This window comes from Bradyrhizobium sp., assembly GCF_049691595.1.
GTDB lineage: Bacteria > Pseudomonadota > Alphaproteobacteria > Rhizobiales > Xanthobacteraceae > Bradyrhizobium.
Genome location: NZ_JBAVNZ010000309.1, coordinates 1 through 2,531 on the forward strand (window position 1 = coordinate 1; position 2,531 = coordinate 2,531).

The 2,531-nt window shown below is 65.0% G+C and carries 2 protein-coding genes and 1 pseudogene; all 3 read right to left on the minus strand.

Annotation, left to right across the window (positions count from 1 at the left end):
* Nucleotides 1-113 (minus strand): annotated as a pseudogene (locus WCE35_RS13645) (Smr/MutS family protein); the annotation flags it as partial.
* Complete coding sequence (locus tag WCE35_RS13650; protein WP_424593877.1) at nucleotides 110-1,675, minus strand: murein transglycosylase A; 1,566 nt, start codon at nucleotides 1,673-1,675, stop codon at nucleotides 110-112. The gene WCE35_RS13650 and the pseudogene WCE35_RS13645, both read right to left, overlap by 4 nt.
* On the minus strand, nucleotides 1,653-2,357 hold the full coding sequence (locus WCE35_RS13655) for a Tim44/TimA family putative adaptor protein (RefSeq protein ID WP_424593878.1): 705 nt from the start codon (nucleotides 2,355-2,357) through the stop codon (nucleotides 1,653-1,655). The genes WCE35_RS13650 and WCE35_RS13655 overlap by 23 nt, the downstream gene beginning before the upstream one ends.
* Nucleotides 2,358-2,531 lie beyond the last annotated feature (174 nt).

The following is a 2,531-nucleotide window of genomic DNA, read 5'->3' on the forward strand; positions in this document are numbered from 1 at the left end:
GGCTTGACCTGCTTTGCCACGCTTTCCCACAGCGCGCGTTCTTCTTCGCTCAAGGCGCGCTTGCGCCTCGGCGCTTCGGAGAAATCCGGAATCGGAGCGGGCCGGCGCGTCATCCAGGGTAGCGATAATGGCGGATGTGGCGGTGGCGCGGCCGCTCGGCGCCCGGTTTGATTTGAGGCCGGGGTTCCGGCAACGGAACCGGCTTCGCCGTTGGGGGCGAGGCTTGCGCGACCGGCGTTGTGGCAACCGCTGCGTCTTTTGAGGCAGAAGCCGCCGAGGCCCCGGCAGGCGTCGCGCCGTTGTTCTGGTCGTTCGACTGACCCTTCTGCGGATCGAGCTGCGGAAAAAGTTTGGCGATTTTCTCCGACGGCCGCGCGTCCGGCACCGGCATCTTGCGGCCCCGCGCCACGGGATCGAGGCTCTTCGGAACCAGAATGACGAAGCGCATAGTGTGCCGGAGGCGGCCGGAAACCTTTCCGGCGTCCGCGCCGGCGCCGAAATACAGGTCGGCACGCGCCGGGCCGACGATGGCGGAGCCGGTATCCTGCGCGATCATCAGCCGGCGAAACGGTGTTTTCGACTGCTCCGATTCGATCGGCAACTCGCCTTCGATGAAGAACGGCGTGCCGTAGACGTGCAACGATTTGTCGACCGCGATCGACCGCCCCGGCGTCAGCGGCACGCCCTGCGCGCCGACCGCTTCATCCTTGTCGGAAAGCTGCACCTCGCGGAAGAAGATGTAGGACCGGTTCTGCCGCCGCAGCTCCTGGGCGCCGTCGGGGTTCTGATCGATCCATTCCCTGATCTTCTGCATCGACATCTGGTCCTTGGGAATGATGCCGCGATCGATCAGGACGCGGCCGACCGGCGTATAGGGATAGCCGTTATGGGCGTCGTAATTGATGCGCAGGGTCGAGCCGTCCTCGAGACGGACCCGCGCCGAACCCTGGATCTGCGAGAACAGCAGGTCGGTCTGATTCCTGAGCCAGCAGATTTCGAGGCCGCGCCCGGCGATCGCGCCGTCTTCGATTTCAGCGCGATCATAATAGGGTACGAGCTTGCGGCGGCCGATCTTGCGGAACACCTGGCCCTTGTTGGGCAGCCCGGTCGAGCTTTGCCTGGCGCCGCGCACGAACAGGTTGGATGGACGGCGATAGACCGGCACGCTGTAGACGTCGGTTTGCATTCGCGCGCCGTCGATCACGGGCTCATAATAACCGGTGACAAACCCTTCGGCTTCGCCGAGCCGAGAGATCCGCAAGGGAAGAAAGTGCCCCTCGAAGAACGACTTCGCCCTGGCGCCATCGGACAGCTCGATCCCCCTGGCGACCCTGCAGGGATCGCGCAGCGACGTGCCCAGCGCCTTCGGATCGGCCGGAGGCCCGGTTTGGCCCGCGATCGGCTTGCAGCTGGCGCGAAACGCCTTGTAGGCGGCGAGGTGATCGTCTTCGCTCCAGCCTGCGACATCGGACCAGACCAGCGGCGCGTACTGGCTGCCGTTGATCTGGAGTGGCAGATCAAGGCGGGGATACGGGATCGGGCGAGAGGATGTCGGATGCCAGCGCCCGTGACGAGCCGCAGACGCATCCAGCGGAGCCAGCAACGACACCGCGGCGATCACCCGACACGCAAGCCATCCGAGGCTGCGCGTCCTAGTGAGCGCTTCCGGTGCCAACCAGCTTCCAGTTCGGATCGCGCGAGCTCGTATCGCGGGCGAATGTCCAGACATCGGTGATATCGGCGACCTTATCCGGGTTGCCGTCGACAATGGTGCCGGTCTTGTCGCGGGTGACCGAGATCATCTGCGACACGAAGCGGACCGTCAGTTGCGCCGCGCGATCGCGCGCTTCGGCATTGACGATTTCGGCCTTGTCGATCGAAACGAAGCGCGTTTCGGTCTTCTGCTCGTGCTTCTCGCGATCCTTGATCACGGATTCGAAGCTCTCATAGACCTCGGCCGACAGCAGATCCTTCAGCGCCCGGCGATCGCCATTGGCGAAAGCCAGCACGATCATCTCGTAGGCGCTGCGGGCGCCTGAGAGGAAGTGCCGCGGATCGAACGCGGAATCGTGGGCGGCAATGGCGTCAAGCCCCTGTGCGAGCGGCGTGCCCTGCTCGGCAATTCCCTTCCAGCGGTCGGACGGCGGCGTCACGTCGGCGGTCGGCGCCAGCGGCGCCTGATCGATCACCGATCCCGGCATCGGCACGACGTTGTTGTCCTGGCTACGCTGCACGACGCTGGGCGCCGCGCGATCGTAGGGCGGCCGCTCGCTCCCGGTGCGCTGTCCGAGGACGCTGCGCAGGCGCAGGAAGATGAAGACCGCCAGCGCCAGGAAGATGATGGTGTAAATATCCACGTCGCATTCGCTTTCTGGTTCTCACGCCGGCAACGGGTCCGGCGGTAGAGCGTTCCCTCGCGGAACGGCAGAGATTACATCATGGATGGGTCTGCAGCATGTAGGCACTAAACCTGGCCCGGCCAATGGCGCGTCCTGACATGAAAGGCCATGCCGATCGAAATAGGCCACGCC